The organism is Microbacterium sp. R1 (genome assembly GCF_015159725.1).
GTDB lineage: Bacteria > Actinomycetota > Actinomycetes > Actinomycetales > Microbacteriaceae > Microbacterium > Microbacterium oxydans.
In genome coordinates, this window is sequence record NZ_JADDUD010000001.1 from 1255134 (window position 1) to 1281195 (window position 26062).

The 26062-nt window shown below is 68.0% G+C and carries 29 protein-coding genes; 15 read left to right on the forward strand and 14 right to left on the reverse strand.

The annotated features are described in order from the left end of the window. Positions 1–20: 20 nt before the first annotated feature. Positions 21–1298, reverse strand: coding sequence for an exodeoxyribonuclease VII large subunit (gene xseA / locus ILP86_RS06300; RefSeq protein ID WP_193761623.1), 1278 nt, complete (start codon positions 1296–1298; stop codon positions 21–23). A gap of 93 nt (positions 1299–1391) precedes the next feature. Here xseA and ILP86_RS06305 point away from each other — a divergent pair, with 93 nt between their 5' ends. The 3 genes from ILP86_RS06305 (at position 1392) to ILP86_RS06315 (ending at position 4028) form a co-directional block, all read left to right on the forward strand. Then, on the forward strand, positions 1392–2444 hold the full coding sequence (locus ILP86_RS06305; RefSeq protein ID WP_374168981.1) for a 4-hydroxy-3-methylbut-2-enyl diphosphate reductase: 1053 nt from the start codon (positions 1392–1394) through the stop codon (positions 2442–2444). A gap of 2 nt (positions 2445–2446) precedes the next feature. Further along, positions 2447–3238, forward strand: a complete 792-nt coding sequence (locus ILP86_RS06310; protein WP_046749617.1) for an IclR family transcriptional regulator — start codon at positions 2447–2449, stop codon at positions 3236–3238. 235 nt (positions 3239–3473) lie between these two features. Then, positions 3474–4028 (forward strand): DUF6264 family protein, encoded by a 555-nt coding sequence (locus ILP86_RS06315; protein ID WP_061015435.1) that lies wholly within the window; start codon positions 3474–3476, stop codon positions 4026–4028. A 93-nt stretch (positions 4029–4121) separates the two neighbouring features. Here the strand turns inward: ILP86_RS06315 and fbaA are convergent, their stop codons facing one another. After that, a complete protein-coding gene (gene fbaA, locus ILP86_RS06320) occupies positions 4122–5150 on the reverse strand; it encodes a class II fructose-bisphosphate aldolase (RefSeq protein WP_046749615.1) in 1029 nt (342 codons plus the stop codon). A gap of 185 nt (positions 5151–5335) precedes the next feature. Between fbaA and glpX the strand changes: the two genes are divergently transcribed. Further along, positions 5336–6322 carry a class II fructose-bisphosphatase gene (gene glpX, locus ILP86_RS06325; protein WP_045262743.1) on the forward strand — a complete coding sequence of 329 codons (987 nt, stop codon included), beginning with the start codon at positions 5336–5338 and terminating at the stop codon, positions 6320–6322. Positions 6323–6502: 180 nt separating this feature from the next. Beyond that, positions 6503–6787 (forward strand): hypothetical protein, encoded by a 285-nt coding sequence (locus ILP86_RS06330; RefSeq protein ID WP_046749613.1) that lies wholly within the window; start codon positions 6503–6505, stop codon positions 6785–6787. Between the two features lie 32 nt (positions 6788–6819). Here the strand turns inward: ILP86_RS06330 and ILP86_RS06335 are convergent, their stop codons facing one another. Next, complete coding sequence (locus ILP86_RS06335; protein ID WP_193761624.1) at positions 6820–8109, reverse strand: DNA recombination protein RmuC; 1290 nt, start codon at positions 8107–8109, stop codon at positions 6820–6822. Positions 8110–8175: 66 nt separating this feature from the next. Beyond that, complete coding sequence (locus ILP86_RS06340; RefSeq protein WP_193761625.1) at positions 8176–8778, reverse strand: 3'-5' exonuclease; 603 nt, start codon at positions 8776–8778, stop codon at positions 8176–8178. A gap of 59 nt (positions 8779–8837) precedes the next feature. Between ILP86_RS06340 and ILP86_RS06345 the strand changes: the two genes are divergently transcribed. From ILP86_RS06345 to ILP86_RS06370, 6 genes are all read left to right on the forward strand, one after another. Continuing rightward, on the forward strand, positions 8838–9578 hold the full coding sequence (locus ILP86_RS06345) for a class I SAM-dependent methyltransferase (RefSeq protein ID WP_193761626.1): 741 nt from the start codon (positions 8838–8840) through the stop codon (positions 9576–9578). Positions 9579–9750: 172 nt separating this feature from the next. Further along, entirely contained in the window at positions 9751–10824 is a 1074-nt protein-coding gene (ychF, locus tag ILP86_RS06350) for a redox-regulated ATPase YchF (RefSeq protein WP_058631893.1), read from the forward strand. 100 nt (positions 10825–10924) lie between these two features. Beyond that, the gene (locus tag ILP86_RS06355; protein WP_193761627.1) at positions 10925–11944 is read left to right on the forward strand and encodes a hypothetical protein; all 1020 of its coding nucleotides are present in this window, start codon (positions 10925–10927) and stop codon (positions 11942–11944) included. Between the two features lie 40 nt (positions 11945–11984). Then, complete coding sequence (locus ILP86_RS06360; protein ID WP_193761628.1) at positions 11985–13646, forward strand: ABC-F family ATP-binding cassette domain-containing protein; 1662 nt, start codon at positions 11985–11987, stop codon at positions 13644–13646. After that, on the forward strand, positions 13643–14197 hold the full coding sequence (locus ILP86_RS06365) for a GNAT family N-acetyltransferase (protein ID WP_193761629.1): 555 nt from the start codon (positions 13643–13645) through the stop codon (positions 14195–14197). Before ILP86_RS06360 ends, ILP86_RS06365 begins: the two co-directional genes overlap by 4 nt. Positions 14198–14355: 158 nt before the next feature. Continuing rightward, entirely contained in the window at positions 14356–14931 is a 576-nt protein-coding gene (locus ILP86_RS06370; RefSeq protein WP_193761630.1) for an alpha/beta fold hydrolase, read from the forward strand. 13 nt (positions 14932–14944) lie between these two features. Here the strand turns inward: ILP86_RS06370 and ILP86_RS06375 are convergent, their stop codons facing one another. The 4 genes from ILP86_RS06375 to ILP86_RS06390 all read right to left on the reverse strand — a co-directional run bounded on the left by ILP86_RS06375 (position 14945) and on the right by ILP86_RS06390 (position 17002). After that, on the reverse strand, positions 14945–15289 hold the full coding sequence (locus tag ILP86_RS06375; RefSeq protein ID WP_046749603.1) for a LysR family transcriptional regulator: 345 nt from the start codon (positions 15287–15289) through the stop codon (positions 14945–14947). Between the two features lie 59 nt (positions 15290–15348). Further along, positions 15349–16014, reverse strand: coding sequence for a hypothetical protein (locus ILP86_RS06380; RefSeq protein ID WP_193761631.1), 666 nt, complete (start codon positions 16012–16014; stop codon positions 15349–15351). A 122-nt stretch (positions 16015–16136) separates the two neighbouring features. After that, the gene (locus ILP86_RS06385; protein ID WP_045262755.1) at positions 16137–16436 is read right to left on the reverse strand and encodes a Fe-S cluster assembly protein HesB; all 300 of its coding nucleotides are present in this window, start codon (positions 16434–16436) and stop codon (positions 16137–16139) included. Between the two features lie 107 nt (positions 16437–16543). Continuing rightward, a complete protein-coding gene (locus ILP86_RS06390; protein WP_061015145.1) occupies positions 16544–17002 on the reverse strand; it encodes a GNAT family N-acetyltransferase in 459 nt (152 codons plus the stop codon). 154 nt (positions 17003–17156) lie between these two features. Here ILP86_RS06390 and ILP86_RS06395 point away from each other — a divergent pair, with 154 nt between their 5' ends. Beyond that, positions 17157–17702, forward strand: coding sequence for a Dps family protein (locus tag ILP86_RS06395; protein ID WP_046749600.1), 546 nt, complete (start codon positions 17157–17159; stop codon positions 17700–17702). A gap of 30 nt (positions 17703–17732) precedes the next feature. Here ILP86_RS06395 and ILP86_RS06400 read toward each other — a convergent pair whose 3' ends face one another. Continuing rightward, positions 17733–18260, reverse strand: a complete 528-nt coding sequence (locus ILP86_RS06400) for a DUF6328 family protein (RefSeq protein WP_046749599.1) — start codon at positions 18258–18260, stop codon at positions 17733–17735. Between the two features lie 69 nt (positions 18261–18329). On the opposite strand from ILP86_RS06400, the gene ILP86_RS06405 reads away from it, so the two are divergent. Next, positions 18330–18533 (forward strand): hypothetical protein, encoded by a 204-nt coding sequence (locus ILP86_RS06405; RefSeq protein ID WP_193761632.1) that lies wholly within the window; start codon positions 18330–18332, stop codon positions 18531–18533. Positions 18534–18535: 2 nt separating this feature from the next. On the opposite strand, the gene ILP86_RS06410 is transcribed toward ILP86_RS06405, so the two are convergent. Continuing rightward, the gene (locus ILP86_RS06410; protein ID WP_058631898.1) at positions 18536–19147 is read right to left on the reverse strand and encodes a 1-acyl-sn-glycerol-3-phosphate acyltransferase; all 612 of its coding nucleotides are present in this window, start codon (positions 19145–19147) and stop codon (positions 18536–18538) included. Between the two features lie 95 nt (positions 19148–19242). On the opposite strand from ILP86_RS06410, the gene ILP86_RS06415 reads away from it, so the two are divergent. Continuing rightward, complete coding sequence (locus tag ILP86_RS06415; RefSeq protein ID WP_170224175.1) at positions 19243–19389, forward strand: hypothetical protein; 147 nt, start codon at positions 19243–19245, stop codon at positions 19387–19389. A 34-nt stretch (positions 19390–19423) separates the two neighbouring features. Here ILP86_RS06415 and ILP86_RS06420 read toward each other — a convergent pair whose 3' ends face one another. Further along, the gene (locus ILP86_RS06420) at positions 19424–20902 is read right to left on the reverse strand and encodes an MDR family MFS transporter (protein WP_193761633.1); all 1479 of its coding nucleotides are present in this window, start codon (positions 20900–20902) and stop codon (positions 19424–19426) included. Between the two features lie 164 nt (positions 20903–21066). On the opposite strand from ILP86_RS06420, the gene ILP86_RS06425 reads away from it, so the two are divergent. Continuing rightward, positions 21067–23124, forward strand: coding sequence for an ABC transporter ATP-binding protein (locus ILP86_RS06425; protein WP_193762001.1), 2058 nt, complete (start codon positions 21067–21069; stop codon positions 23122–23124). 27 nt (positions 23125–23151) lie between these two features. On the opposite strand, the gene ILP86_RS06430 is transcribed toward ILP86_RS06425, so the two are convergent. The 3 genes from ILP86_RS06430 to ILP86_RS06440 are packed head-to-tail and all read right to left on the reverse strand — an operon-like array spanning position 23152 to position 26057. Continuing rightward, positions 23152–23925: an SDR family NAD(P)-dependent oxidoreductase gene (locus tag ILP86_RS06430; RefSeq protein WP_179515904.1), complete on the reverse strand. Its 774-nt coding sequence runs from the start codon at positions 23923–23925 to the stop codon at positions 23152–23154. Positions 23926–23950: 25 nt separating this feature from the next. Next, complete coding sequence (locus ILP86_RS06435; protein ID WP_193761634.1) at positions 23951–24898, reverse strand: glycosyltransferase family 2 protein; 948 nt, start codon at positions 24896–24898, stop codon at positions 23951–23953. 22 nt (positions 24899–24920) lie between these two features. After that, a complete protein-coding gene (locus ILP86_RS06440) occupies positions 24921–26057 on the reverse strand; it encodes a cysteine desulfurase family protein (protein WP_193761635.1) in 1137 nt (378 codons plus the stop codon). Positions 26058–26062 lie beyond the last annotated feature (5 nt).

Sequence of the window (26062 nt, forward strand, 5' to 3'; positions counted from 1 at the left end):
GATCGATGCCGACGCTCTGCTCAGTCCCCTTCGGGGATCTCGCCCTCGGAGCGGGCTGCCAGCGATCCACGATCCAGCGTGATCGTGAGGCCGCTCCCGGCGGGAGCGTCGGTGGCATCGCGGAGGATCACACCACCGTCGAGGCGGGCGATCGCGTAGCCGCGAGCCAGGGTCGCCGCGGGGGAGAGGGCTCGCAGGGATGCGCGGAGTTCTCCCGTGCGGCGCCCGGCGTCGTCGAGCTGTCGGTTCACGGCGTCCCGTCCACGCCCGAGCAGCAGCCACGTCTCCTGGGCGCGGGCATCGATGATCGGTGCGGGCGAGCGCAGCACCGGTCGCGAGCGCAGCTGCTCCAGCTGGGCGATGTCGTGCGTGAGGCGCTGGGTGAGCCGTGAGGTCGCTCGCGACCGCAGCTGCGCGATGAGGGCTCGCTGCTCTCCCACGTCGGGCACGACGCGCTTCGCGGCATCGGTCGGCGTCGAGGCGCGGAGATCGGCGACGTCATCGAGAAGCGGGTGGTCGTTCTCGTGCCCGATCGCGCTCACCACGGGCGTCGATGCCGCGGCGACCGCACGCACGAGTCTCTCGTCGCTGAAGCCCAACAGCGTCTGCGGGTCGCCGCCGCCGCGGGCGATGATGATCACGTCGACCTCGGGATCAGCGTCGAGCCGAGCGAGCGCGGCGAGGGTGTCCGGGACACAGCGGTCCCCCTGCACGGCGGCGTACTCGGTGCGGAAGCGCACCTGCGGCCAGCGCAGCTCGGCGTTGCGATGCACATCCTTCTCGGCGTCCGAGCGCTCGCCCGTGATGAGGCCGATCACGTGCGGGAGGAAGGGGAGGCGCTTCTTGCGCGAAGGATCGAAGAGCCCCTCCTGCCGCAACTGCACGCGGAGCTTCTCGAGGCGTTCCAGCTGATCGCCGAGCCCGACGTGCTTCATCGCGGAGACGGCGAAGCTGAAGTCGCCCGCCTTGACGAAGTAGTCGGCCTTGACCGCGGCGACCACATGGTCGCCGACGCCGATGTCGGACGGGATGCGCGCACGCACGCTCGACCACACGCGGATGGAGATCTGCGCGTCGGACCTGGTGTCCTTCAGGCGCGCGAACACGTTGCCGGCTCGCACGTTCCACGAGGTGATCTCGCCTTCGACCCAGACCGTGTTCCACCGCGCGATGAAGTCGCGGATCGTCGCGTTGAGGCGGGTGACGGAGGTGGGGGCGTCTGCGGTGGAATCGCGGGGTGCGACCGAGTCGGCCGGCGGCGTCTCGCCCTGGCCCGTCGTCGCTTCGAAGACTGTCATCCGCTCCCGTTCCCTGCCCTCGAACCTCCCCGGCCGTGCACAGCTGCGCGACGGTAGAATTCAAGGGTGACTTCGACTGCCGTTCATCTCCCCGTGCCCCGCCTCCCACGAGTGCGTGCGGCGGCCGGGCGGCTTCAGGATAACCCGGTGGCCGGACACAAGCGTGTTCTGCTCGCCGCCCCGCGCGGTTACTGTGCGGGTGTCGACCGCGCGGTCGTCGCGGTGGAGAAGGCTCTCGAACGCTACGGCGCCCCCGTCTACGTGCGCAAGCAGATCGTGCACAACATCCACGTCGTCACCGAGCTCGAGGAGAAGGGTGCGATCTTCGTCGAAGAGGTCGACGAGGTCCCCGAGGGTGCGCACATCGTCTTCAGCGCCCATGGCGTCTCACCCGCGGTCGTGAACGCGGCCTCCGATCGGGGACTCCACGCGATCGATGCCACCTGTCCTCTGGTCACCAAGGTGCACCGCGAGGCCGTGCGCTTCGCGCGCGACGACTTCGAGATCCTGCTCATCGGTCACGACGGGCACGAAGAGGTGGAGGGCACGGCTGGAGAGGCGCCGGACCACGTGACCGTCGTGAACTCTCCCGAAGAAGCCGACACCGTCGTGGTGAAGGATCCGAACAAGGTCGTCTGGCTGTCGCAGACCACGCTGTCGGTGGACGAGACGATGGAGACGGTCAACCGGTTGCGCACGCGATTCCCCGAACTGCAGAATCCGCCGTCGGACGACATCTGCTACGCAACGCAGAACCGTCAGGTCGCGATCAAGAAGGTCGCCGCCGGGGCAGACCTCGTGATCGTGGTCGGCTCGTCGAACTCGTCCAACAGCGTGCGTCTGGTCGAGGTCGCCCTCGAGTACGGAGCGAAGGCCGCTTACCGCGTCGACTATGCCGAGGAAATCCAGCAGGAGTGGCTCGACGGCGTCGAGACGGTCGGTGTGACCAGCGGCGCATCCGTGCCCGAGGTTCTGGTCCGCGAGGTGCTCGATGCGATCGGCGACGCCGGCTACCGCGATGTCGAAGAGGTGAAGACCGCTGAGGAGGATCTGATGTTCTCCCTGCCCAAGGAACTGCGTCAGGACGCTGCCGGTCAGCGGGACGCCCGGGCTCTCGGCGGTCGTGCATCCGGAGGAGGCGCGTAGCGTTGAGCGCCGCGGAGGCGGAGCCCACCCTCATCGGGTCGGTGCAACGCGCTCTGCGACTGGTCGACATCGTCGCGAACTCCCCGCGCCCGCTTCCGCCGAAGATGCTCGCGGCGATCACCGGACTGACGCCGGGGACGACCTACAACCTGGTGCGCACGCTCGTGCATGAGGGGTATCTGTCGTCGGAGCCGGACGGCGTGGTGCTCGGCAGTCGGTTTCCGTCGTTCCAGCAGCAGATCGGCTCCAGGGGCGTGTTCCTCGCTCGAGTGCGCGCGGCGCTGCGCGAGGTGACCGAGGAGGTGGGAGCCACGGCCTACCTGTCGCGCTTCGACGACGGGGAGATGCATCTGGTCGACATCGTCGACGCGGTCCGGAACCCTCGGATCGAGCTCTGGGTGGGGCTGCAGTCCAGCGCCCACGCGACTGCGCTGGGCAAGCAGATCCTCGCCGACCTCTCGGAGGAGGATCGCCTCGACTACCTGTCCCGCCATCGGCTGCCCGAGCTCACCCCGCGCACGATCACCGATCGCAGGACATTGCTCACACAGCTGGAGCGCTCGCCGGGGTGGGCTGTCGACCACGAGGAGTACGCCATCGGTGCGACCTGCCTCGCTGTGCCCGTCATCGCCCCTGGCGTCACCGCGTCGCTCGCGATCTCGCTGAACGCCGAGCGCGATGTGGTCGACAGGGAGCTGGTGTCGAAGCTGCAGGTCGCCGCGAGGCGCCTCTCGCTGCAACTCGGCGCGGATGCTCTGGACAGCGGGTCATCCGACGAGGATTTCACTATCTGAAGTCAGACCCCTGGCGCGGCGGCATGCGTTTTCCTACTATGGGGGGAGTAGCGGCATACAAGAGCGCTACCGACCGCCTCGAGCGTCCCCAGCGCTGGCGGTCGACCTGGATGAGAAGCGTCCCCAGCGCTTCACGTCCGCGGCCCCGAGAAGTCCCCACTTCTCCGGGGCCGCTATCGTTTTCGGCACGCAGTTGCTGGGAGGCGGCATGAGGCTATGCCGTTAGCATGGCGAGATGAGCGATCAGCGGCCCCAGTACGGAGAACTCGCGACCCCGGAGGAGCAGCGACGGGCCGCGGGTCTGCCTCCGATCGATGAGCCTGTGATCGCTCCAGCCGCTGCAGCGTCACCACCGCCGGCCGTGCCGGGAGCGGTCGCGGCGTCGAGCCCCTCGGGCGGTTCCCCCGCGAAGCGGGCGCACCCGCTCGATCGTTTCGCCACGATCGCCATGCTGGCGTACGGACTGATCAATGTCGTCGTCACCGGGCTGTCGTACCTGGACCTGCCGAGCGTCATGAACCAGACGATGAAGATCATCGGCATCGAAGGCGAGTTCACGAACTTCGCGTCCGCGAGGACCTGGGGCACGATCGCCGCGATCCTGCTCGCCGTCGGGTGGTCGGTCACCGCCGCGCTCTCGATCCGTCGCCTCCGCCGTGGACGTGTGACGTGGTGGGTTCCGATCGTCGGGGCCATCGTGACCATGGGTGTGGTGTCGGTTTGCATCGCCGTGCCGATGATGGGCGATCCGGCGTTCATCGCGCACCTCGAGCAGATGACGCGTCCCTGAGGACGTTCCGTGAGGTCTGCGCGGGCGCAGCTCCCACGGAGAACGAGAAGGGGCCCGGCAGGATGCCGGGCCCCTTCTGTGTCTCGCGACCGATCAGCTCTTGGACTGGCCGTACGAGCCGAGCTGGCGGGTCGACTCGACCACCCGGGCGGCCATGGCCGACTCGGCGATCTTGCCCCAGGCACGCGGGTCGTACTGCTTCTTGTTGCCGACCTCGCCGTCGACCTTCAGCACGCCGTCGTAGTTCTTGAACATGTAGTCGGCGATGGCACGCGTGTAGGCGTACTGGGTGTCGGTGTCGATGTTCATCTTGATGACGCCGTTGGCGACCGCGAGGGCGATCTCCTCATCGGTCGAGCCCGAGCCACCGTGGAACACGAGGTCGAGCGGCTTGGGGCCGGTGTTGTACTTCGCGGCGACCTCCGCCTGGATCTCGCCGAGCAGCTCGGGACGCAGCTTCACTCCACCGGGCTTGTAGACACCGTGGACGTTGCCGAAGGTGAGGGCCGCGATGTAACGCCCCTGCTCACCGAGACCCAGCGCCTGCACGGCCTGGTCGACGTCGGCGAAGGTCGTGTAGAGAGCTTCGTTCGACCCCTCATGCTGTACGCCGTCCTCCTCGCCGCCGACGACGCCGATCTCGACCTCGAGGATGGCGTTGATGGCCTTCATGCGGGGGAGCAGATCCTTCGCGATCTCGATGTTCTCCGCGAGGGGAACAGCGGAGCCGTCCCACATGTGGGACTGGAAGATCGGGTTGCGACCGGCCTTGACCTCTTCCTCCGAAGCGGCGATCAGCGGCTCGACGAAGCCCGCGAGTGCGTCCTTGGGGCAGTGGTCGGTGTGCAGGGCGACGGTGATCGGGTAGTTCTTGGCGACCTCGGTGGCGAAGCGCGCGAATGCGAGAGCGCCCGTGGCGCGAGCCTTCACCGTGTGGCCGGCGAAGTAGTCGGCGCCACCGGTGGTGACCTGGATGATGCCGTCGGAGCCGGCCTCGGTCAGGCCCTGAAGGACGGAGTTGATCGTCTGCGAGCTGGAGACGTTGAATGCGGGGTACGCGAAGCCGCCGGCCTTCGCGCGGTCGAGCATTTCGGCGTACTGATCCGGGGTGGCGACGGGCATGAGAACTCCTGCGATAGGGGAAGCCGGGACAGCTGCCACTCTATCGGGGCGCACGCGCCGATAGAGCAGTCGCGGCCGGGGGCGAGCACGTCCGCTTCTGCGTAGCTGTTAAGAACAGCGATTCCTTCGGCGGATCGTGCCCGAAAAGCGGCGGATTCGGAGCGCACGATGGCTAGGCTGACCGCATGGTGAGTCTTACTGCTGATCTGAGCCCGCTTCGTCCCGACCGCAACCTGGCGATGGAGTTGGTGCGATCGACGGAGGCTGCGGCCATCCGCGCTGTGCCGTTCATCGGTCGCGGTGCGAAGGAAGCTGCGGACGGCGCGGCTGTCGACGCCATGCGGGCCTTCCTCGGCACGGTCGACTTCCAGGGACGGGTCGTCATCGGTGAGGGCGAGAAGGACAACGCCCCGATGCTCTTCAACGGCGAGATCGTCGGAACCGGCCGAGGGCCGCTGTGCGACATCGCTGTCGACCCCATCGACGGGACCTCACTGACCGCTGCCGGTCGACAGAACGCCCTGTCGGTGATCGCCGTCTCGGACCGCGGCACCATGCTCGACGCCTCGAGCGTCTTCTATATGGACAAGCTCGTGACGGGCCCCGCCGGCGTCGGTGTCGTCGACATCCGTCTGCCCATCGGGGAGAACATCCGCAAGCTCGCCGGCGCTCTCGACAAGCCCGTCGACGAGATCGTCGTCTCGGTGCTGAACCGTCCGCGTCATGAGCAGCTCATCCAGGAGATCCGCGATGCCGGCGCCGGCACCCGTCTGATGAGTGACGGAGACGTCGCCGGCGGCATCAATGCGGCACGCCACGACGCCCGCACCGACATGTGCGTCGGCATCGGAGGCAGCCCCGAGGGCATAGTCACGGCTTGTGCGATCAAGGCGCTCGGCGGCCACATCCAGGGTCGGCTCTGGCCGCGTGACGACGACGAGCGCCAGCGCGGCATCGACGCGGGGCTCGACATGGACAAGGTGTACGAGGCCGACGATCTGGTGCAGGGCAACAACACGATCTTCGTCGCGACCGGTGTCACCGATGGCCAGCTCGTCGCGGGTGTCCGGCGCGAGCGCGGTTATGTGTACACCGAGAGCGTCGTGCTCAGAGGCGCCTCGGGGACGCTCCGTCGCATCGCGTCCGAGCACCTCGTCTCGAAGTGGCTCTGACGCTTCTCGTGTTCGCCGTCGTGTGATCGTCGGCGCTGAGGCCGTCGGCATCGTTATCGAGCCGGTATCGCCTCACACCCCGACGATCCACGGTTCGCCGGGCCCCCGTGTCACAATTGTCACTGGGTTTGTCGCCGTCGACGGAGCCGCCAGGCACCGCAGGCACAGGAGGGCGAACAGATGACAACGCAGCACACGAGCGGCTCGAAAGCCGCCGCGACCAGGATCGTCACGACGAACACAGGGCGCATCCTCCGGGTGAGCGCGGACGCGGAATCCGCTCCGAAGCCCCCGACCGTGGCCCCCGTCGCACCGGCAGTAGACCCGGCCCGACGTGCGGATGTTCTCTTCCGCGTCCGGCGCGATGAGGGGCACGAGCTCAGCGCATGGTGGATGATCGGCGCGTTCCTGGCAACCAGCGGTCTGGTGATCCTGCTGCTCAGCGGCGTTCCCGGTATCGCCTGATCACGGCGCCCTCTTGCTCGGTGAGCGCTGGATCAGCGTTCTTCTTCGAGTCTGATCCGCACGTCGCCCACGTCTGCGCGGAGCCCCGACTCGTCGCGCGCCGCGTCAGCCACCGCGTCGCCTGACTCCGGTTCGTGGGTGCTCTCCTCAGAGGCGATCAGCTCCGGTGCCGTGAATCGTCTGGCCGCCCCTGTCGTCACCGCGGGGGCTGTCGAGAGCGCCGACGCGTCGACCCCGGGGAATTGGCGAGCGGTCACGAGCACGCGTGTCTCGAGCGAACCGGCGAACCGGTTGTAGCTGTCGACGGTGCGCTCCAGGGCGCGGCGCAGATCGTCGGCGTGTCCGGCCAGGGTTCCCAGCCGGTCGTACAGCTGAGTGCCGAGCGCGAGCAATGTGCGAGCCTCGGTCGAGACCTCCTGCTGTGTCCAGGTGAACGCCACGGTCTTGAGCACGGCCCAGAGGTTGACGGGGGAGGCGAGCGCGACTCGTCGGCCGAATGCGTAGTCGAGCAGCGTCGGGTCTTCGTCGATCGCGGCGGCCAGCAGCGATTCGCTCGGCAGGAAGCAGATCACGAACTCCGGGCTCGCATCGAGCCCCGCCCAATAGGCCTTCTTCGCCAGGGCGTCGATGTGTGCTCGGACTGCTTTCACGTGCTTCTGCATCAATGCTCGACGCCGAGGCTCCTGGGCGTCGCCGCCCGGAAGCGCAGATGCCTCGAGGTACGCGTCGAGCGGCACTTTGGCGTCGACCGCGATCGAGCTCCCACCCGCGAGCCGGATCACCATGTCGGGACGGCCCTGGCCCCGGTCGCTGGAGATCGTCGCCTGCAGGTCGAAGTCGATGTGTCGGGTGAGGCCTGCGGCTTCGACGACACGGCGGAGCTGCGTCTCGCCCCACACGCCTCTCGTGGCGCTGGAGCGCAGAGCTCCCGCGAGGGACTCGGTGGTCGCCCGGAGCGCTTCATCGGACTCCTGTGCTCGGCGCAGCTGCTCCTCGAGCGTGCCGAATTGAGCGTGCCTCTCCCGCTCGATCGCGGTGACCTTGGTCTGCATCTGCTGCAGACTCTCACGCACGGGGGCGAGCGCGGTGAGCACCGCATTCTGCTGCTGCACCCGCTGCGCCTCGGCGCGCTGCTCGTTTCGCGCGTGCTCGACGGCATCGCGGTACAGGTCGTATTGACGGTCTCGGTCGTCGCGCGCAGCGGCCAGCTCGGCCTGAGCGCGCGCGAGATCGGCGGCGCCTCGGCCGGCGCGCAGGAACCAGCCGACGGCGATGCCCGCAGCGAGTGCGACGAGCAGGAGAACGACAGCCAGAGCATCCATGTGTTCATGATGGGGCCGGCCTCCGACATTCGGAGGTCGCCGCGCACGGAGCGGTCGAGGTGCGGGTCAGGCGACCGCGCGCTCCAGTGCGGGTGCGACAGGAGCAACCGGAGCGGTGACCCGCAGACTCAGCGCGTCGGCGAGAGCGAAGACGTCGCCTGCACCGGCTCTGTAGGCGGCGTCGATCACGATCTGGGCACACGCACGGGCATCGGCCAGGGCATCGTGGTGCGAGAACTCCTCGAACCCCGCGGCAGCAGCGGCGACCGGCAGCCGGTACGAGTCGAGCGTGTAGGTCTTGCGGGCGACCTGCAGGCTGCACAGCGACCGGTAGGGCGGGCACAGCTGGCCCGTGGCCTCAGACGCGCGGCGCAGCACATTGAGGTCGAAGCCGGCGTTGTGCGCGACCAGCACATCGGCACCCGCGAAGGTGCACAGGCGGTCGAACTGGTCGACCCAGGTCGCGGCCGACAGCACGTCCTCCGGCTGGATGCCATGGATGCGCACGTTCCACTCCTGGAACTCGTCATGGCCAGGCGGCGGCTGGATCAGCCAACCGGTGGTGGCGACGACCTGGCCGTCGCGGACGCGGACCAGTCCGACCGAGCACGCAGAGGCCGGGCTGGAGTTCGCGGTCTCGAAGTCGATCGCAGTGAAGTCCAGTGGCACATCCCCACCTTCCCCCGGTCCCTCGAAGACGTCTCGGAGACTCGCCGTATGCTGGCGACATGGCTGAGGACATGGCGACGTCGTTCGGAGCGCAGGCGGGAAACTACGAGGTCGGTCGACCTGATTATCCTTTCGAGGCCGTGGCATGGATGCTGGAGCGCATGCCGCACGGCTCACGTCGGATCGCCGATGTCGGTGCCGGCACAGGAAAGCTCACCAGGGTTCTCGCGGAGGCGCCGGACGCCGAGGTCGTCGCCGTCGATCCCGACCCCGTGATGCTCGCGACGCTCCGCGGTGCGGTGCCCGGCGTGCCGACGTTCCAGGGATCGGCCGAGCAGCTGCCGCTTCCGGACGCGAGTGTCGATGCCGTCGTGCTGGGGCAGGCATGGCACTGGGTCGATCCGGTGGCCGGCTCAACCGAGATCGGGCGCGCCGTGCGCGGCGGGGGAGTGCTCGGCCTCATCTGGAACATCCGCGACGACCGTGTCGACTGGGTGCGCAGGCTCACCGAGATCATGCACGGCAGCCACGCCGAGAACATGCTCGCCGAGGGGGACCCGACTGTCTCCGCGCCGTTCAGCGGACTCGAGCGGGAGCGCTGGGAATGGGCCCGCCCCGTGACGCGCGACGTGCTGCACCGGATGGCGGCGTCACGCAGCTACATCATCACCGCTTCGGACGAGGAGAAGGCACGCATCGCGCGCGAGCTCGACGCGCTCTTCGACGAGCTCGACCTGCACGGGGACGCCACGATCGACCTTCCGTACGTCACACGGGCGTATCGGGCCGTTCGCGACTGAGGTCCGTTGCGCGGCTCTGCGGCTCGGGCCGCTGCGCCGCGTCAGGCGTTCGCGCCGGATCAGGCCGAACGGCCCGGCGTCTGCCTGATCTCGCGCGTTCGCCTGATCTCGCGCCTCGCTCGCACAGCATCCCGCAGGATCGTGCGTCTTCAGCCAGGTAGACTCGTGCCCCGTGGCTCTCACTATCGGTATCGTCGGCCTGCCCAACGTCGGCAAGTCCACCCTCTTCAACGCACTCACCAAGAACGACGTGCTCGCGGCGAACTACCCGTTCGCGACGATCGAGCCGAACGTCGGCGTGGTGAACCTGCCCGATCCTCGCCTCGACAAGCTCGCGGAGATCTTCGGCAGCGAGCGCATCCTGCCCGCAGCGGTGTCGTTCGTCGACATCGCCGGCATCGTGCGCGGGGCGAGCGAGGGTGAGGGTCTGGGCAACAAGTTCCTCGCGAACATCCGTGAGGCCGACGCCATCGCTCAGGTCGTGCGCGGTTTCGCCGACGACGATGTCGTCCACGTCGACGGCACGGTTAACCCTGCATCCGACATGGAGACCATCAACGCGGAACTCATGCTCGCCGACCTCGAGACCGTCGACAAGGCGATCGCGCGGTACGAGAAGGAAGTGCGCGGCAAGAAGATCGAGCCCATCGTGCTCGAGACCGCGAACGCGGCGAAGGATGCTCTCGAGCGGGGTGTGCTGCTCTCGGTCGCCGGCATCGACCTGACGCCGATCCGGGAGCTGGGTCTGCTCACCGCGAAGCCCGTCATCTTCGTCTTCAACGTCGACGAGTCCGTGCTGACCGACGACGCGCGCAAGGCGGAGCTCGCCGCCCTCGTCGCCCCGGCGAAGGCCATCTTCCTCGACGCGAAGATCGAGTCCGAGCTCATCGACCTCGACCCGGAAGACGCAGCCGAGCTCCTCGCCTCGACCGGCCAGGACGAGTCCGGTCTCGACCAGCTCGCCCGCATCGGCTTCGACACGCTCGGCCTGCAGACGTACCTGACCGCCGGTCCGAAGGAAGCCCGCGCCTGGACCATCCCCAAGGGATCGAAGGCGCCACAGGCTGCGGGCGTCATCCACACCGACTTCGAGAAGGGCTTCATCAAGGCCGAGATCGTCTCGTTCGACGATCTGGTCGAGACGGGCTCCGTCGTCGAGGCCCGCGCCAAGGGCAAGGCCCGCCTCGAGGGCAAGGACTACGTCATGCAGGACGGCGACGTCGTGGAGTTCCGCTTCAACAACTGAGTTCGGCGGGGAAGCTCCGGACACCTGTCACTGCGCACGCGAATCCGTGCTCGTCCGCACCGTCACGATAGCGTCGTGGACGAGGACGAGAGGACGACAGATGCCCACGTACCAGTACTTTCCCGCCCGATACGAGGGCCCCATCAGGATCCTCCTCCTGGATGCGAACGTGACGGCGCACCTGGATACCATCGCGCGTAAGGGCACGGAGTACGCCGACGGAGTGGTGAATCGACGCATGGCGGATCTTGTCCGCCGTCTCGATGCTGACGCACGGGTCCTGCCCGGCCTCGGTGCAGGCGAGGGGGTCATGCGGCGGGCGGGACTGCAAGACGTGTCGAACTACCGGCGCCGGAGCGAGAACGCGCAGGAGCTGCTCGCCGGTGACCGCTCGCGGATCACAGCGTGGCTCGAAGGTGAGGCTCTACCCGACCCTCGTGTTCCCGGGGACGCTGAACATCCGAGCGAGATAGGCACAGAGGAGTTCGAGATCGTTCGAGAGAACCTCCTCATTCCGTCCTACGCCGTGATGCTGAAGGCATATCAGTTGTACTTGCAGGGGAGGAGTCCCGAGTCCGGGTTCCGTGTCCTCGCCGGGTTCGCCGAGGAGCTGTTCGCCCGTGGCTCACGCGAGGTGTTGCTGGGCGCGCTGCTGCTGGCAGGCAATCACACGGGGCGTGAGATGGCGTTGAACATCATGAAGCTGCGCGAGCAGAAGGACCTCGCCTCAACGCTCGACGCACTGTGGAACACGAGCTTTGACCTGACGCATTCGCGAGTCGCGACGATGCCCTCTCTCCCCGAGTTCCGCGGCGCGTTCGAGGTTCCATGCGTCTTCGTCACTGATGACCGGCACCTGGGAAGGTTCCTGCAGATCCTCCAGCCGGCGGGGGCGATGTCCATGAAACGTGGCGGTGGCATCACCGGCGATCACGCCTATCTCAAGCGTGTCCTGCAGGACGGCATGCTTGCGAAGGTCGTCGAGATCGTCGAAGCAGGCAACGATCGGGCGTTGAACGAGACGACCGACGTCGAGGATATGGCGCACATTCGCCGCTACCGAGCGCGCGCGTATGCCGATCAGTTGGAGGAATGGCTCGCCGAGCGTCTCGACGGCTGACGCGTCCGTGCACCACCCGCACGAGTGACAGGATTGACGGATGACCGCAACTCTCGTGGCACAAGGGGTGGCCGGCGGCTACGGCCACCGCACCCTCTTCGACTCGCTCGATCTGACCGTCGCGGCAGGCGACGTGGTCGGCCTCGTCGGGGTCAACGGGGCAGGGAAATCGACCCTCCTGAAGCTGCTGGCCGGCGTCGATGAACCGCAGGCCGGGACGATCCGTCTCTCACCTTCAGATGCCTTCGTCGGCTGGCTTCCGCAGGAGCACGAGCGCGTCCCCGGCGAGAGTGTCGCCGAGTACATCGGTCGCCGTACGGGATGCGCAGCGGCGACCAGGGACATGGATGCCGCTGCCGCCGCTCTCGGCGACCCGAACCTCGCGCCTCCGGGCACGGACCCCGCTGACACCTACTCGGTCGCGCTGGATCGCTGGCTGGCGAGCGGTGCCGCCGACCTCGACGAGCGGCTTCCGGCGGTGCTCGCCGAGCTCGGACTCGACCTCGGCGATGATCGCGCCGACACGATGATGACGTCGCTGTCGGGTGGGCAGGCTGCGAGGGTCGGACTCGCCGCACTGCTGCTCTCGCGCTTCGACATCGCGCTGTTGGACGAGCCGACGAACGACCTCGACCTCGACGGCATCGAGCGACTCGAAGCGTTCGTGCAGGGGCTCCGTGGCGGTGCCGTGGTGGTCAGCCATGACCGCGAGTTCCTGGCGCGGTGTGTGACCCGTGTGCTGGAACTCGACCTGGCGCAGGGCAGCAACAGGGTCTTCGGGGGCGGGTATGACTCGTACCTGGAGGAGCGGGCCACGCTCCGTCGACACGCGCGCGAGAAGTACGACGAGTTCGCCGACAAGAAGGCCGACCTCGTCTCCCGTGCGCGGACTCAACGCGAGTGGTCGAGCCAAGGTGTGCGCAATGCGATGAAGAAGGCGCCGGACAACGACAAGATCAAGCGCAAAGCCTCGGCCGAGTCGAGCGAGAAGCAGGCGCAGAAGGTGCGCCAGATGGAGAGCCGGATCGCCAGGCTCGAAGAAGTCGACGAGCCGCGCAAGGAGTGGCAGCTCGAGTTCACGATCGGCTCGGCGCCGCGCTCCAGCTCCGTCGTCGCGACGCTGAGTTCCGCAGTGTTCCGACAGGGGACGTTCCAACTCGGCCCGGTGTCGCTGCAGGTCAACGCGGAGGAGCGGATCGGCATCACCGGCCCCAACGGTGCGGGCAAGTCGACGCTTCTTCGCGGGCTGCTCGGACGTCAGCTTCCCGACGAGGGGACGGCGAGCCTCGGCGCGAGCGTGCAGATCGGTGAGATCGACCAAGCCCGTGCGCAACTGACCGGCTCGCAACCGCTCGCGACGGCGTTCGAGGCTCTGGTCCCCGAGATGGCTTCGGGCGAGATCCGCACCCTCCTTGCGAAGTTCGGGCTCAAGGCCGACCACGTCACCCGTGCGGTCGACGAACTCTCGCCCGGAGAGCGCACCCGCGCAGGACTCGCGCTGCTCCAGGCCCGTGGCATCAACCTCCTCGTCCTGGATGAGCCGACGAACCACCTCGACCTGCCCGCGATCGAGCAGCTCGAACAGGCCCTCGAGTCGTATGAAGGAACCCTGCTGCTCGTGACCCACGACCGGCGGATGCTCGCGACCGTGAAGACCGACCGCCACTGGAGAGTGGAGGCGGGGCAGGTGGTCGAGGCGTGACGACCTTCGTCATCGAGACCGTCCCCCATGAGCGTCTGACCGAGGATGACGTGGCGCGGCTGCGGGAACTGTTCGACGTGGAATATCTCGCGCAGTTCGGCGAGTGGGACCCCGATCAGCCCTACGGCTACGCGCCCCATGACCTGCACGTCATCGCTCGACTCGGGCACGACGTGGTGGGCCACGTCGGCTGGGCGCGGCGGACGATCGGCGTCGGCACCGCAGAGGTCGTGATCGCGGGTGTCGGCGGAGTCCTCATCTCTCCGCGTGCGCGGGGCGAAGGGGCGGGTGCGAGACTCATGGCGGCCGCGACCGCGTCGATGATCGAGGCCGGTGGTATCGAGTTCGGCTACCTGGGGTGCCGTGAGGACGTCGTCCCCTTCTACGCGTCGTGCGGGTGGCAGCGGGTCACGGCAGCCGAGAAATCGATCGATCGCGCCGGGTGCCCGGTCACGCAGCCGCCGGGTCCGCCGATTCTGCTGCTCCCGGTCGAGGCTCCGCTGGATTCGTGGCCGGCAGGTGCCATCGATCTCCGCGGGCGCGCCTGGTGATCATCTGACCGAGTGCGCTCGAAGGTGTCGTCGTCTCGCTGACCGCCAGGTCGGGATACGCTGGAGCACGGCGGCTCCGGTCGCGGTCCGGTCGCTGGTGTCCGCCGTGGCGTTCCGCCTGAGTACCTGACCCTGACGGCACGAGGAGATTGACGCCGATGACCGAGACCCAGATCTTCGAGCCCGACGGCCGCGCCATCCCCTTCGTCGACGAGGGAGACGGACCCGTCAAGCTGGTCCTGATCCAGGAGCGCGACGTGGCGGCGGATGTGCTCGGCGTCGTCGCGCACTACCTCGCTGAGGAGGCGGGCTTCCACGTGCTGCGGATCGGCCACCGTGCCGAGGGCAAGCACGACGAGGTGACGCTGGCTGCGCGGGTTGACGACGCGCTCGCCGTGATCGACCACGTGGGCCTCGGCGACACCTGGATCGGCGGACACGGCTTCGGCGGGACGGTGGCGCGTGCTTTCGCCGTCGCCCACGCCGACCGCGTGAACGGACTGGCCCTGTTGGCCGTCGAAGACGACGCGACGCCGCTCGCGCCGGTGATGCCCGTCCTCATCATCCAGGGCAGCAAGGACATCGAGACGCCTCCGGCGAACGGCGAGCAGCTGCAGTCCACGGCGCCCGAGCGCGCGAGCGTGAAGACCATCGAAGGCGGCGACCACATGTTCCCGATGACCTTCCCCATCGAGACGGCCGTCGTGATCGAGGAGTACCTCGACTGGGACTGAGCGACCCGTTCGCCTACCGGCCCTGCCGCTTCTTGTAGGGCTTCGGCTGGCCCTTCACCGCGGGAGCACGCCCCTTGCCCTTCGACGCCTTGGCCTTGCCTCCGGCAGGGGCAGGGGCGCTGCGAACGGGCTCCGGCGCAGCCGCGACCTCGGCACGCGCCTCCACGAGGAGCAGCTCACCCACGGAAGTGAGCCGCGTCGGACCTTCGCGGTGCACGATGGGGTGGCCCACCTCGGCTTCGAGCTTGTCGATCGAGGTGTAGAGCGAAGCCAGCGGAATCCCGAGTTTGTCCGCCGCGCGCGGAAAATGGAGTTCATCCGCCAGGACGACGAAGCGGCGGAGCAGGGAGATCTTCACGGGAGCCTTTCGATGATCCGCACGGGCTTGCGGACTGCTTCCAGCGTACGTGGTGTCTTTCAGAGGTCGCTGTAGTCGTTCGCGGGAACCTGGATCTGATTCACCGTGTCGCCGTCGAACCAGAAGAGCGTGTAGACGATGCCGGTGGAGCCAGGGTGGCTGAGCGACTCGGTCCCTGGCGCTTCGCGTCCTCCCAGGCCGAGGAACTCGGCGGTGGCGGGGTCCTCGGCATCGTCGAGCGCCCAGGCGCCCGCATCGAGCAGCTCGGCACGCGTGGATCCGACGGAGAGGCCCTCTTCGGTGGTGATCGGAACACCGCCGACCGATGCTCCGGTGATCGCCACAGAGGCCGGACCTTCGTGCTCAGTGTCGGTGAACACCCGCAAGCCGTCCCATATGTAGTTCACGAACGAGAAGTCGTAACCCGGGAAGGTCTCCACTTTCTCCGGCTCCGGGAGCTCTCTCGTCGTCTCTTCCAACAGGTCGAGCACCGCCTCGGTGTCGTCGAGCGCGGCGTCGCGGGTGCCCGTCTCGTCGGTGACGGCGATGCCGTCGAGGGACACGACGATCCGTGGCTCCACCGTGGGGGTCGGACTAGGGGTCGGCGACGAGGGTGCAGAACTGGGCACGGTGGTGGGCTCGGCTGCGGGGCGAGCTGATGTGCAGCCGGCGAGAAGGAGAGCCGCGCCGGCGAGAGCCAGTGCAGGCAGAAGAGAACGTCGCATGGTCTCACGGTATCGATGCGGGGCCACGACGCAGCAGCGGGCAGGCCGACGGGGTCGAATCGTGATATTCCGGACAGACGGATGCCGCGACCGATTCGGCCGCGGCATCCGGAATCCTTCGGTCAGGCGACCTGTGGGGTGACGGCGAAGGACACGGAGCCTTCGTCGTCCACGCCGGCATCGAGGATCTTGTCGTCGAGAGCGGCGACTGCCGACTCATCGAGGAAGAGCCGGGTGCCGGCCACTTCCACGACCTGGTCCTGCGGCTCCGGGTCGGCGGCGACGAGCACGGCGAGGCGCGCACCGCCCTCGGCGTTCTGAGGCTCTGTCGAGTGGATGCGGAGCCCGGCATCCGGGGCGTCGGTCTGACGGCTCACCAGAGTCGTCACGATGGCGGAGGCGTTGTCGGTGAGGGTGAGCACGAGACTCTCCTTCCGGTTGGGGCATGTCACGGTCGCGACATGTCCGGGCTACGATGCCGAACCTCGGTGAGTGTCTCAACCCCCTTGCGGGGATTCGGAGGAGGCTCTTACCCTGCTCGCAGGTTCTTGCGCAGAAACACCTGCGCGGTGCCGTCGCCGTCAGGTACACGCTCGTGCTCCTCATACCCGCACGACTCGTAGAGGCGGATGTTCGCTTCGCTCAGACTGCCCGTGAACAGCTCGGCCACATCCGCGTTCGACGCCTTCTCGGCGCTCTCGAGAAGGAGGCGGCCGATTCCCTCGCCCTGCATGTCCGGTGCGATCGCGATCCTGCCGATCAGCAACAGCCCGTCCTGCTCCACGTACCGGATCGCGCCGACGAGCCGCCCGTCGATGCGTGCTGTCAGCCCGGATTCGGAGCGGAGTTCCGCTTCCAGCTCGGTGAGCGTCTGCGTCAGCGGTGGCATGTCGACGCTCCCGTAGATCGCCGCTTCCGACACGAAGGCCGCCCTCTGCACGGTCAGCACCTCGCCGGCGTCGCGGTCGCTGATGGGAGATATGACCACCTCACCCGGTGCGGCGTGCTGGTCGGGGCGGTGCTCTTCGTTCACGATGTCTGCGTCACTCACCCGAATCACATTCCGGGGTGGGCGCCCGCGGTGTCAACCCCCTCGCCGTGGAGGATCGCCAAGGCTAGCGTCGCGATCAGGAGGTCACACCATGGCTGAAACCACAACCACCAAGAAGACCGGCGGCTCGACGAAGGGCGCGGTCAAGACGACCAGGCAGCAGAACGCGGAGAAAGGCTTCACCGCCTCGACCACGCTCGCGAAGAACCTGCAGGCGGTGCTGGTCGACCTGCTCGATCTCGCGATCCAGGGCAAGCAGGCCCACTGGAACGTCGTGGGACGCAACTTCCGCGATACGCACCGGCAGCTCGACGAGATCATCGACGACGCTCGCACCTTCAGCGACACGATCGCCGAGCGCATGCGTGCCCTGCACGCTGTGCCGGACGGGCGCAGTGCCACCATCGCGAAGACCTCTTCGCTTCCCGAGTTCCCGGCGGGAGAGGTGTCCACCACCGAGACGATCGACCTGGTCACCGAGCGCCTGGAGGCGGCCGTGGCCACCGCTCGCGACGTGCACGATGCCGTCGACGAGGAGGATCCGACCTCGGCGGACCTGCTGCACGCGATCATCGAGCGGCTCGAGCAGTTCGCCTGGATGGTCAGCGCGGAGAACCGCAGCCCCGCGGGACGCTGAACGTCCTCTCACCCGCGGACCACGCCCTCTTCATTCGGGTCCTGCTCCGCGGGTGAGAGGCCTTCCGCGCATGACTCGGGGCAGAGCGAGCCATAGGGCTCCGATCAGGACGAGCGCCGCGAAGAGAGCGATGACACCCGCCGTCCGATTCACCGTGAAGTCGACGATCAGCGTGGTCACCCCGACGGTCAACGCACCGATCACGACCAGATCGATACGCACGATCCGGGCGGCGATGCGGACGAGATCGGGCTTGCGACGACGTCCGAACAGCGCCCTGTGCATTCCGACCGGCGCGAGGGCCAAGATGGTCGCCACAGCTGCGAGAGCGACGAGGACGACATACAGGTCACGCTGGAGCTCGTCCATGTCGGTGAACCGCGGCTGGAAGGCGACAGCCAAAAGGAAGCCGGTGAGGATCTGGGTGCCGGTCTGCATGACCCGCAACTCCTGCAGCAACTCGTCCCAGTTGCGATCCGCCCGCTCGTTGGCGGTCTCGTCGCGTCCGTCGACACGGTCGTCGCGCTCGTGTTCTCCACGCGATGGGTCTGATGTCATGGTCTCAGTGTGGATTTCCCGACCTGGCGCTGTCCAGCCGCTTGCGTCCCCCGAACGAAGGAGTGCAAGATGACGCTCCCACCGATCCGCGACTGGTGGCCTGAGCTCTCGCAGGACGGGCGCCGCGCCGTGCTGAACAGCGACACCTCTCATCTGGACGATGCCGTGCGCGAGGAGATCCGGGTGATCACCGGCGCCGTGGTCGGGATGGTGGAGTCCCTCAGCGAATCAGACCTCGCCTACGCGCGAAAGCACAGCGAGGCCGAGGAGTGAGGTCACGGCGCCGGCGCGTCCTGAGGAGACTCGGGTTCGGTGGTCGTGGGGAGTTCCTCGCGCAGCCGCGGCTCGGTACGTCGGTCGGGCCGCACGCCCGCCTTGTCGGCGTAGAACGCGCGGATCCGGTCCATGTCGGCTGCGACGTCTCCGGTGAGATCGATCGTCGGTCCGAGGCCGGTGGTCATGGTCGTCCGATCCACGAAACCGAGAGTGACCGGCATGCCCGTCTCTCGTGCGATCCGGTAGAAACCCGACTTCCAGTACTCGTTGCCCCCGCGTGTTCCGTCGGGGGTGACCACCAGTCCGAAGACGGTGCCGTCGTGCACCTGGCCCACGACATCCTTCACCACGCGCGCCGGGTCGGTGCGGTCGACGGGGATACCGCCGAGACGCCGCATAATCGGACCCCGCCAACCACGGAAGAGGCTCTTCTTCCCGAGCCAGTGCACGCTGATGTCGAGCTTCCACGCGATGGCGAGCATCAGCACGAAGTCCCAGTTCGAGGTGTGGGGTGCTCCCACGAGCACCGTCGGACGCGTCGGCGCCGACTCGCTCACGAGCTTCCATCTGCTGAACGCCCAGAACACGCGGGCGAGGAGTCGTTTGAGCATGGCTCAACCGTAGGGGAGAACGGCTGTCGATCTGCTGTCGACGTGCTACGGGCGCCTTCGGTGCCACTCCCTCCAGGCAGGCGTACGATCGAGGGATGAAGAAAACGCAGCAGGACTCCGTGCAGCAGGACGCGCCCGTCGGGCTGCAGCCGCTCCTGGATTCCCTGAACCTGCTCGAGGGGGAAGCGGCCGGCTATTGCAGCAATGGCGTCTGCCACTTCCCCGCCCCGAAGAGCGAGTAAGCAGCAGACGCCATCTCAGGCCGTCCCGGCGCGGTCAGTGCCCGCCGTGGAACCCTTCGCCCGCATCGTCTGCAGGCTTGCGGACGAACGGGCTGAGCGCCACAGTCGCCAGCGAGATGATCGCCGCGATCAGGAATGCCATGCGTGCGCCGGGAGCGCCGGCGACCGCAGTCGTCAGGCCCTCCTGCTCGCCCGCGTGCAGGATCGACGAGTAGGTCACGAGGAGCAGTGCGACACCTGCCGCGCCACCGACCTGCTGCAGTGTGTTCAGCACGGCCGAACCGTGCGAGTACAGCGACCGCGGGAGCGAACCCAGCGATGCCGAGAACAGCGGTGTGAACGACATCGCGAGACCGACGGACATGACAGCCTGCACGATGATGAGCACCCACCACACGGTGTGCTCACCGACGGTCGAGTAGAAGAACAGCGACGCCGACACCATGATCGTGCCGGGGATGAGCAGCGGGCGGGTGCCGCGCGCATCGTAGACACGGCCCATGATCGGTCCGAGCAGGCCCATCAGCAGCGAACCGGGGAGCAGGATCAGGCCGGACTGGAGCGGGTTGAGCCCCGCCACGTTCTGCAGGTACTGCGGGAGCAGGGTCAGCGTGCCGAACATCGACAGCGCCAGGATGGACATGATGATCACGGACAGCGTGAAGTTGCTCGAGCGGAACACGCGCAGGTCGAGCAGTGCGTCGTCGATGCGCTGCAGCACGAGCTGACGCCACACGAAGAGCCCCAGTGAGACGGCGCCGACCACCAGGGAGATGATCCCTGCGGTCTCGCCGGATCCGCCCTCGCCGCCGAACTGGCTGAGACCGAACACGATCCCGCCGAACCCGAGAGCCGCGAGCGGGATCGAGAGCACGTCGAGCGGCACGGACCGCGTCTCACCCAGGTTCGTCATCCACTTCACACCCATGAAGAGGGCGACGAGCGAGATGGGGAGGATGATGCCGAAGAGCGCGCGCCAGCTGGCGAGCTCGAGCACGGCTCCGGCGAGGGTCGGGCCGATCGCGGGAGCGAGCGAGATGACGAGACCGACGCGACCCATCATGCGACCGCGGGACTGCGGCGGCACGACGTTCATGATCGTGGTCATCAGCAGCGGCATCATGATGCCGGTACCTGCGGCCTGGATGACACGGCCGACGAGCAGCACGGCGAAGCCGGGGGCGACGAGAGCGACGAGCGTGCCGAGGGAGAACGCGATCATCGCGGCGATGAAGACCTGGCGCGTCGTGAACCGCTGCAGGATGAACCCGGTCGTGGGGATGACCACGGCCATGGTGAGCATGAAGGCGCTCGTGAGCCACTGGCCGAGCTCGGGCGGGATGCCGAGATCGGTGTTCAGATGGGGGATCGCGATCCCCATCGTGGTCTCGTTGAGGATGGCGACGAAGGCGGCGACGAGCAGCAGCCAGATCACCCGCATGTCCTTGCGGGGGATCTCGCCCCCTGCCGCGGCGGGAGTCGTCGAGATGGAGCCGGTATCGACGGCAGACATGGGCGGCCTCCAGGGCGAAGAAGAAATGGATATCGCGAGAGTTCGCAAGAGTCATTCAGCGTAACGGCAGCCGCGGACATTTCATTCCGTATTCACAGATATCCGCTGAAGGCGGATCCACGCGGCCCGATGTCCGCGCGCGTGGGTACGCTGGCGCAATGAGCATGGGCGGCGGCATGGGCGGTGGCCCGCGGGGAGGTGGCTTCCGCGGAGTCGATGAAGACGCGCAGCGGAAGTTGAACGCCGAGGCGCCGCGGATCAACGGTCTCGGGGCGCGGGTGGTCTCCCTGTTCCGCCCCTATCGCTGGCGCATCCTCTTCACGGGCATCCTGGTCGTGCTGGGCGCCGCGATCGCGGTCATCCCGCCGCTGATCGTGCAGCGCATCTTCGACGACGCGCTGTTCCCGGTGGACGGCGGAAGCCCGCACCTCGAACTGCTGGCCTGGCTCGTCACCGCTATGGTCGCGCTGTTCCTGGTCTCCGCGGGGCTGGGGGTGGCGCAGACCTGGCTCACCTCGACCGTCGGCAACAGCGTCACCGGCGATCTGCGCGTGAAGCTCTTCGAGCATCTGCAGGCGATGGAGCTCGGATTCTTCACGCGCACCAAGACGGGCGTCATCCAGTCGAGGCTGCAGAACGACGTGGGTGGCGTGTCCGGCGTGCTGACCAACACCGTCACCAGCATCCTCGGCAACGTCGTGACCGTGATCGCCTCGCTCGTCGCGATGATCCTGATCGACTGGCGGCTGACGCTCATCGCCGTCGTCATGATGCCGTTCCTGATCGTCGTGCAGCGCAAGGTGGGGCAGGTGCGCGCCAGGATCGCGGGGGAGACGCAGGAGTCGCTGTCCGAGCTCACCTCGATCACCCAGGAGACCCTGAGCGTGTCGGGCATGCTGCTGTCGAAGGCGTTCAACCGGCAGCGCACCGAGTCGGAGCGGTACCAGGCGGAGAACCGCAACCAGGTCGTGCTCCAGGTGCGGCGTGCGATGAGCGGCCAGGGGTTCTTCGCCGTCGTGCAGGTGATCATGGCGAGTGTGCCCGCCGTGATCTATCTCGTCTCCGGCTATCTGATCGCCGGCGGGACCGGAGCCATCACCGCGGGAACCGTCGTCGCCTTCACCACCGTGCAGGCGCGGCTGCTCATGCCGTTGATGGGCCTCATGAGGGTCTCGCTCGATCTGCAGACCTCGTCCGCGCTGTTCGCGCGCATCTTCGAGTACCTCGACCTCGTGCCGGAGATCCAGGACGCCCCCGACGCGATCACCGTCGATCAGGCTCCTGGACCCCGCGGGCGCATCGAGTTCGACGAGGTCGTGTTCCGCTACCCCGATGCCTCGGCTGACGCCAGGCCGACTCTCGACGGTGTGTCGTTCACGGCGGAACCGGGTCAGCACGTCGCGTTCGTCGGCCCGTCGGGCGCGGGCAAGACCACGATCCTGTACCTGGCGCCGCGGTTGTACGAGGCGAAGGGAGGGGCCGTGATGTTCGCGGGCGCCGACGTGCGCACCCTCACGCAGGAGTCGATCACCGACAACGTGGGCATCGTGTCCCAGGAGACCTACCTGTTCCACGCGACCATCCGTGACAACCTCCGCTATGCGAAGCCCGATGCCACCGAGGAAGAGCTGATCGCGGCGTGCACGGCCGCCAACATCCACCACATCATCGCCGGCTTCGAGCAGGGGTACGACACCGTGGTGGGCGAGCGCGGGTATCGGCTCTCCGGCGGGGAGAAGCAGCGCATCGCGATCGCCCGCGTGCTGTTGAAGGACCCGCCGGTGCTACTCCTCGACGAGGCGACCTCGGCGCTCGACACGGTGTCGGAGCGCGTGGTGCAGGAAGCGCTCGACGAGGCCGCGAAGGGGCGCACGACGCTCTCCATCGCCCACCGGCTCTCGACCGTGATGGGCGCGGACGTGATCCACGTGCTCGAAGCGGGGCGCATCATCGAGTCCGGCACTCACTCCGAGCTGCTGGCGCTCGGTGGACTCTATGCCGAACTCGCGGCTGAGCAGGTGGCGGCGTCGCGGGTGCTCGACACCGAGGCAGCGGTCGAGGAGGCGGTGACGGGCGGCGCTTCGGCTCCTCTCGCTGAGCGCCGCGCCGACAGAGCACCTGCCGATTCCGCTGGCGAAGACGCCGTCGCGACCATCACCGCCGCTGTGCCGCTGCTGGCCGAGCCGAGACCCGACGAGCGGGTCTACCCGCCGGGGCCCTGAGCAGTCTCAGGTCAGTGCAGTCTCAGGTCAGTGCACCGACAGCCCGCCGTCGACGAACAGCGAGTGACCGGTGACGTAGCCCGATCCTGCCCCGGCCAGGAACACCGCCGCACCCGCGAAGTCGCTCGGCAGACCGTTGCGTCCGATCATCGTGCGGGCCGCGAGCTCGGCGACCTTCTCTGGGTCCTGTTGCAGGCGGGCGTTCAACGGCGTGAGCACGAACCCCGGCACCAGCGTGTTGCTCGTGACGCCCGTCCCGCCCCAGGCCTCGGCCTCCGAGCGCATGAGCGACTCCACGGCACCCTTCGACGCACCGTACACACCGCTGCCCACGAAGGCCCGGTGCGCCTGCTGGGAGCTGATGTGGATGAGGCGGCCGTATCCGCGTGCGGCCATGCCCTTCGCGAACTGCTGGCCGAGCAGGAACGGTGCGAGCGCGTTGACCGTCATCGTGGCGTCCCAGTCTTCTTCGGTGATGTCGGGGAAGGGCGGCCGGATGTTGATGCCTGCCGAGTTGACGAGGATGTCCGGTTCCCCGAAGGGCTCGACAGCCGCTGCGGCGACGGCGTGGATTCCGTGCCTCGTGCTGAGATCGCCGACGACACCGGTCGCCCGGCAGCCGAGCGCACGCAGCTCATCGACGGTCTCGCGGATGCGTTCCTCACCGCGGGCGACCACGACCGTGGCCGCGCCGGCACGAGCGAGCGCGGTGGCGATCCCTCGACCGATGCCGGAGCTGCCGCCCGTCACGACAGCGGTGCGTCCCTCGAGGGAGAACAGCGAAGAGAGGTAGTCGTTCATGTGTCCGCCGATCGGTGGTCCGCCCTCACCAGGCGAGAGCCGCGGCGAGGGAGGGGTCTGGAGTGGCATCGGCGAACTCGGGGAGTGCCCGGAGCTCGGCGATGAAGGCGTCGACCTCGGCGGCGTATGCCGGGTCGGTGTGCTGCTCCGCGATGTCGAGGAGGGAGGGGATGTCCATGGCGAGGATCAGCTCGATCCGCGCTACGACCGAGGCACGTGCGCCGGCGTCGTGCAGCACGCGGATGCCGCCGCGCAGAGCTGCCAGGTAGTCGCGCACTACGGGGAGCCGACCTTTGCCCTGGGTGATCGAGGTGCCGTCGGCGCGGAGACGCCAGTGCACGACCACATCCGGGATGACGTCGAACGCCCGTGCGCGGGTGTACATCTGCTGGGCGACGATCTGGTCCTCGTAGGCGACGCCCTCCGGGAAGCGGAGATCCTGCCAGAAAGGAGTGCGACTCAGCTTCGACCAGGCGACGATGTTCGACACCGCCCGGGGATGTGCGGTGAGCGTGGTGCCCAGCCTCTCCGGGGAGGTGGCCGCGGATACCCAGGGCTGCACGCGACCGGCGAGGTACGCATCTCCCTGAGGGCGTGCGCGCACGTAGGCTCCGGCGACGAAATCGCTTCCGGTCCGTTCGAGTGTGTGCGTCATCCGGGCGAGGGCGTCCGGCCGCAGTTCGTCGTCGCCGTCGAGGAAGCCGAGGTAGGGGGTGTCCACCAGGGCGAGACCGGCATTGCGGGCGGCGCCGAGGCCACGGGAGGCGTCATGGCGGATCGTCGTGAAACGTCGGTCAGCGGAGGCCGCGTCATCGAAGATCGCGCCCGTCTCGTCGGTCGAACCGTCGTCGATCAGGATCGCCCGCCAGCGGGGTTCGGTCTGTGCGCGGAGCGAGTCGAGCGCAGCGGGGGCGAAGGCGGCGATGTCGCGTCCGGGGACGATCAGCGTCACGATCGGGGCGGAGGCAGTCACGTGCCGAGTCTATGGCCGGGCATCAGCCCCGGGCCGCGCGCACGGATTCCGCGACGAGCGCCGCCAGGCGCTCGGGAGCGTCCGTGGCCAGCTCCTCGCGACCGAACGTGAAGCGCACCGACGTCTGTGCGACCTCGGGGGCGATTCCGCAGGCGAGCAGCACGTGCGAGGGGTCGTCGCTGCCCGCCGCGCACGCCGATCCGCTCGAGGAGATCACTCCGCGGCGCTCGAGCTCGAGCAGCACGGCCTCCCCGCTGGTGCCGGCGAACGTGAAGCTCGCGGTGCCGGGCAGACGATGTACCGGGTCGCCGGTGAGTGCTGCTGCAGGCACGGCGGCGAGTACCAGGGCGGCGAAGCGTAGGCTCGTGGCGGCGACCCGCGCCGCCACGAGTTCTCGCTCCCGCTCGGCGAGTTCCAGGGCCGTCGCCAACGCCACCGCTCCCGCGACGTTCTCGGTGCCGGATCGTCGACCGCGTTCCTGACCGCCGCCGTGCAGCAGGGGCTCCACGGGAACGCGTCCGCGGACCGCGAGCGCACCGATACCCTTGGGGGCACCCAGCTTGTGACCAGCGATCGACAACGCATCGGCACCGAGATCCCGCAGGGGAAGCCACCCGGCCGACTGCACGGCATCGAGGTGCAGGGGGACCTTCACCGCGCTCGTGACGGCTGCCAGGGCTGTGACGTCCTGCACCGTCCCGATCTCGTTGTTCGCGTGACCGAACGACACCAGCGACGTGTCTTCCCTGATGGCCGCGGTCAGCGCATCCGGGGCGATACGCCCTCGGGAGTCCACCGGGATCATCGTCACCTCGACGCCGTGGAAGCGTCGGAGATACCCGGCGGACTCGAGGATCGACTCGTGTTCGATGGGGGAGATGACCAGGTGGCGCCGTCCCGCCTCCAGAGCGGCGAGCGCGATGCCCTTGACCGCGAGGTTGTTCGCCTCTGTTCCTCCTGCGGTGAACACGACGTCGTTCGTCCGCATCCCCAGCACGCGCGCCACCCGTGCCCTGGCGCCGTCGAGGGCGCTCTGCGCGGCCTCGCCCGCCGTATGGTGACTCGACGGATTGCCGAACACCCCGGCGAGGAAGGGACGCATCGCTTCGAGCACTTCCGGACGCACCGGTGAGGTCGCCGCGTGATCGAGGTAGAGCATGACCG

What these genes read in the sequence shown, in the direction of transcription:
- xseA (WP_193761623.1), bottom strand. Translation starts at nt 1,298, where the DNA reads ATGACAGTCTTCGAAGCGACGACGGGCCAGGGCGAGACGCCGCCGGCC.
- ILP86_RS06315 (WP_061015435.1), top strand. Translation starts at nt 3,474, where the DNA reads ATGAGCGATCAGCGGCCCCAGTACGGAGAACTCGCGACCCCGGAGGAG.
- fbaA (WP_046749615.1), bottom strand. Translation starts at nt 5,150, where the DNA reads ATGCCCGTCGCCACCCCGGATCAGTACGCCGAAATGCTCGACCGCGCG.
- glpX (WP_045262743.1), top strand. Translation starts at nt 5,336, where the DNA reads ATGGTGAGTCTTACTGCTGATCTGAGCCCGCTTCGTCCCGACCGCAAC.
- ILP86_RS06330 (WP_046749613.1), top strand. Translation starts at nt 6,503, where the DNA reads ATGACAACGCAGCACACGAGCGGCTCGAAAGCCGCCGCGACCAGGATC.
- ILP86_RS06335 (WP_193761624.1), bottom strand. Translation starts at nt 8,109, where the DNA reads ATGGATGCTCTGGCTGTCGTTCTCCTGCTCGTCGCACTCGCTGCGGGC.
- ILP86_RS06345 (WP_193761626.1), top strand. Translation starts at nt 8,838, where the DNA reads ATGGCTGAGGACATGGCGACGTCGTTCGGAGCGCAGGCGGGAAACTAC.
- ILP86_RS06355 (WP_193761627.1), top strand. Translation starts at nt 10,925, where the DNA reads ATGCCCACGTACCAGTACTTTCCCGCCCGATACGAGGGCCCCATCAGG.
- ILP86_RS06360 (WP_193761628.1), top strand. Translation starts at nt 11,985, where the DNA reads ATGACCGCAACTCTCGTGGCACAAGGGGTGGCCGGCGGCTACGGCCAC.
- ILP86_RS06370 (WP_193761630.1), top strand. Translation starts at nt 14,356, where the DNA reads ATGACCGAGACCCAGATCTTCGAGCCCGACGGCCGCGCCATCCCCTTC.
- ILP86_RS06380 (WP_193761631.1), bottom strand. Translation starts at nt 16,014, where the DNA reads ATGCGACGTTCTCTTCTGCCTGCACTGGCTCTCGCCGGCGCGGCTCTC.
- ILP86_RS06395 (WP_046749600.1), top strand. Translation starts at nt 17,157, where the DNA reads ATGGCTGAAACCACAACCACCAAGAAGACCGGCGGCTCGACGAAGGGC.
- ILP86_RS06400 (WP_046749599.1), bottom strand. Translation starts at nt 18,260, where the DNA reads ATGACATCAGACCCATCGCGTGGAGAACACGAGCGCGACGACCGTGTC.
- ILP86_RS06405 (WP_193761632.1), top strand. Translation starts at nt 18,330, where the DNA reads ATGACGCTCCCACCGATCCGCGACTGGTGGCCTGAGCTCTCGCAGGAC.
- ILP86_RS06410 (WP_058631898.1), bottom strand. Translation starts at nt 19,147, where the DNA reads ATGCTCAAACGACTCCTCGCCCGCGTGTTCTGGGCGTTCAGCAGATGG.
- ILP86_RS06415 (WP_170224175.1), top strand. Translation starts at nt 19,243, where the DNA reads ATGAAGAAAACGCAGCAGGACTCCGTGCAGCAGGACGCGCCCGTCGGG.
- ILP86_RS06420 (WP_193761633.1), bottom strand. Translation starts at nt 20,902, where the DNA reads ATGTCTGCCGTCGATACCGGCTCCATCTCGACGACTCCCGCCGCGGCA.
- ILP86_RS06425 (WP_193762001.1), top strand. Translation starts at nt 21,067, where the DNA reads ATGGGCGGCGGCATGGGCGGTGGCCCGCGGGGAGGTGGCTTCCGCGGA.
- ILP86_RS06430 (WP_179515904.1), bottom strand. Translation starts at nt 23,925, where the DNA reads ATGAACGACTACCTCTCTTCGCTGTTCTCCCTCGAGGGACGCACCGCT.
- ILP86_RS06440 (WP_193761635.1), bottom strand. Translation starts at nt 26,057, where the DNA reads ATGCTCTACCTCGATCACGCGGCGACCTCACCGGTGCGTCCGGAAGTG.